General features: G+C 49.8%; 4 protein-coding genes. 2 read left to right on the forward strand and 2 right to left on the reverse strand.

Features of this window, described 5'->3' with window-relative positions; genetic code table 11:
• Nucleotides 1-632 (reverse strand): glutathione-dependent disulfide-bond oxidoreductase (yghU, locus tag R3177_RS14030; RefSeq protein WP_318971633.1); only part of this gene is annotated, 632 nt, incomplete at its 3' end.
• Nucleotides 633-832: 200 nt separating this feature from the next.
• On the opposite strand from yghU, the gene R3177_RS14035 reads away from it, so the two are divergent.
• Together R3177_RS14035 and kynU are read left to right on the forward strand one after the other, a co-directional pair.
• Nucleotides 833-1,735, forward strand: a complete 903-nt coding sequence (locus tag R3177_RS14035; RefSeq protein WP_318971634.1) for an alpha/beta hydrolase — start codon at nucleotides 833-835, stop codon at nucleotides 1,733-1,735.
• Entirely contained in the window at nucleotides 1,732-3,021 is a 1,290-nt protein-coding gene (gene kynU, locus R3177_RS14040; protein WP_318971635.1) for a kynureninase, read from the forward strand. The genes R3177_RS14035 and kynU overlap by 4 nt, the downstream gene beginning before the upstream one ends.
• Before the next feature lie 3 nt (nucleotides 3,022-3,024).
• Here kynU and R3177_RS14045 read toward each other — a convergent pair.
• A partial coding sequence (locus tag R3177_RS14045; RefSeq protein ID WP_318971636.1) for a DUF938 domain-containing protein occupies nucleotides 3,025-3,291 on the reverse strand: 267 nt, incomplete at its 5' end.

Consider the following 3,291-nt stretch of genomic DNA (forward strand, 5'->3'; position numbering starts at 1 on the left):
GGCCAGATAGCCATATCGGCAATCGTATATTCATCGCCGGCAATATATTCGTGTTTTGCCAGTTGTTTATCTAATACATCAAGTTGCCGTTTCGCTTCCATCGTAAAACGGTTGATTGGGTATTCTAATTTTTCGGGCGCATAATTGTAAAAATGGCCAAATCCACCGCCCAGATAAGGGGCACTGCCCACTTGCCAGAACAGCCAGCTCAGCGTTTCTGTGCGCTTCGCCGGCTCAGCCGGAATAAAGGCGCCATGTTTTTCAGCCAGGTATAGCAGTATTGAACCGGATTCAAATATCCGCATATCTGTTGTGGTATCAAACAGTGCCGGGATTTTTGAATTAGGATTAAGCGCAACAAAGCCGCTGCCAAACTGGTCGCCCTCTTTGATATCAATAAGCCAGGCATCATACTCCGCCTCTTTAATACCCGCTTCGAGTAATTCCTCCAGTAACACCGTCACTTTGACCCCGTTTGGGGTTGCCATGGAATACAACTGCAGTGGTTGCTTGCCCTTTGGTAGCTGTTTATCATGGGTGGCACCTGATACCGGCCGGTTAATGCTGGCAAACTGGCCGCCACTTTCTTTGTCAGCTCGCCAGACTTTTGGTGGGGTATAGCTGTTACTCATACATGTCTCCTGATGAAAGTTGATGACAACACTTTGCCTGTTAGAAATACATTGGCCTGCAATAGCATTAACTCAAGCGATAACATGCCGTAGCAAAAGAGAATTTTGTACTAAGCCAGATTAAAATTGAATATGATGATTGCAGTTGCGCTAATACACTTACTACACGACTCTAATAAGCTTAGCGCCTGATTCACAGCATGATTAAAATAATAATAGCCTTTTTAGCGGGTAGTGCATGGCTGCTTAGCGGTTGTGCGCAATATCCGTCACAAACAGACTGGCCCCCTCAACAAGCAGGGCAACGACCGCTAGCGAATGTCAGCTACGCCAGCCTGGCCAGTTTACCCTACATTGATAACAGCATCATACTTCGTTACGGCGAGGATAAACTGCAGTATGGCCGCCTGTATTTGCCGCCAAAAGCGCATACACAAACAAAAGTACCGCTTGTGATATTTATTCACGGCGGTTGCTGGTTAAATGCCTATGATATCAGCCATAGCCGGGCGTTTAGTCAGGCAGTAGCGTCAGCAGGCTTCGCTGTCTGGTCTGTTGAATACCGGCGCACCGGTGATGAAGGCGGCGGTTGGCCCGGCACCTTTAATGATGTGTTGCAAGCGTTGCAGTTTAGCCAGCATGGCCTGAATGCTTACGCGGTGGACAAAAGCAGTATTGTCATTGCGGGCCATTCGGCTGGTGGCCAGTTGGCGTTACTGGCGGCAGGGCGCAGTTACCATCAGGCTGAAACAGCCCCGTTGCCGCCGGTAAAAGGGGTGATAGGTCTGGCCGCTATTACCAATGTGCTTAGCTATGGCGCAGGCACCAATAGCTGTCAGCGCGCAACCGGGCAGTTTCTTGGCGGCACAGCAGCAGAGCAGCCTTTGCGTTATCAACAGGCAAGCCCGCAGCTGCAACCCATGCATCCGGCAACTTTGCTTTTACAGGGTAGTGTCGATACCATTGTGCCTCTTGCCCAGGCCACTGCCAGCAATATGCCATATCAAGTGGTTGCTGATGCAGGACATTTTGATTGGATCCATCCGCACACCCGGGCGTATAAGCAGTTTATTGCGTCTTTGCAGGAGCTTTTTGCACAGTGACAACTCAAAGCCATTTATTAAAAAACAGTCAAACGGAAATAAGCCTGCCGTTACTGCAGCAGTTAGATAGTCAGGATCCGCTTGCGGCAAAGCGCGATGCGTTTGTATTACCGGAAAACACCGTTTATCTGGATGGTAACTCGCTCGGAGCCATGCCAAAACTTGCAGCAGAGCGGGCACAGCAGGTGCTGACGCAGCAGTGGTCACAGGATTTAATAAAAAGCTGGAACCGCCACCACTGGATTGACCTGCCGGTAACGGTTGGCGAGAAAATAAGCCATTTGGTCGGCGCGGCCAGTGGCCAGCTTATTTGCTGCGACTCCACCTCTGTTAATTTATTCAAAGTATTAAGCAGTGCCATGCTGATGCAACCCGGGCGCAAGCAAGTGTTGTCTCAGGCCGGTAACTTCCCAACCGATCTGTATATGGTACAGGGCCTGGCCAGTTTACTTGGCGAGCAGCGATGTCAGTTAAAACTGGTAGATGAAAGTGAAAATGATGAATTGCTTGAACAAAGCTTAAGCGAAGAGGTGGCAGTGCTGCTGTTAACTCAGGTCGATTTTCGCAGTGGCCGTTTACTGAATATGCAAAGGTTAACTGAGCTTGCGCATGCAAAAGGCATTCTGGTGATCTGGGATTTGGCTCATAGTGCCGGCGCACTGGCGATTGAGCTCGATGCCTGCAATGTCGATTTTGCGGTTGGCTGTGGTTATAAGTACCTGAATGGCGGCCCGGGGGCACCGGCATTTGTTTATGTCGCTGCGCGACACCAAAGTGCGGTATCACAGCCTTTATCTGGCTGGATGGGCCACAGTTCGCCTTTTAGTTTTGATAAAAATTATCAGAAAGCGCCGGGGATCAGCCAGTTTTTAACCGGAACCCCGGCGATTTTATCAATGAGTGTGCTGGACGCCGCACTTGATGTGTTTGCGGACGTTGATATGGCGCAGCTTCGGCAAAAATCATTGCAACTGAGCAGTTATTTTCACCAACTGCTGTTGCAGCATCCAGGCCTTAATGAATTAACATTGTTGACACCGGTGGAACCGGCAGAGCGGGGCAGTCAACTGGCTTATCAGCACCCTAACGCTTATGCGTTGTGTCAGGCGCTTATTGAGCACGGCGTGGTGGCAGATTTCAGAGCCCCGGATATTTTGCGACTGGGTTTTGCGCCGCTTTACTTACGTTTTACCGATATCTGGCAGGCAGTAACCACTCTGGCAAAGCTGGTTGAAACGGGTGAGTACCTGAAACCACAGTATGCTGTAAAAAATAAGGTAACCTGAGAGCTAATTCTGCCTGGTAAACCACAATAAGCGATTATTGGCGGGCATGGCAAAATCCTGTGTTAACTGAAAGCCTTGCTGTCGCGCCAGTGCTAATACGTGTTCGTTATCCCGGATCCCCATGGCCGGGTCACGGCTTTTTAAACTGGCATCAAAGGCCTGATTACTGACGCTGGTGAACTGGCCGTTGTAATTAAAGGGCCCATAGATACACAGCGTAGCGCGGGGCGACAAAAACTCGTTTAACCGGCTAAATAGCCGCTCAACAAC

This window comes from Arsukibacterium sp. (assembly GCF_033722355.1).
GTDB lineage: Bacteria > Pseudomonadota > Gammaproteobacteria > Enterobacterales > Alteromonadaceae > Alishewanella.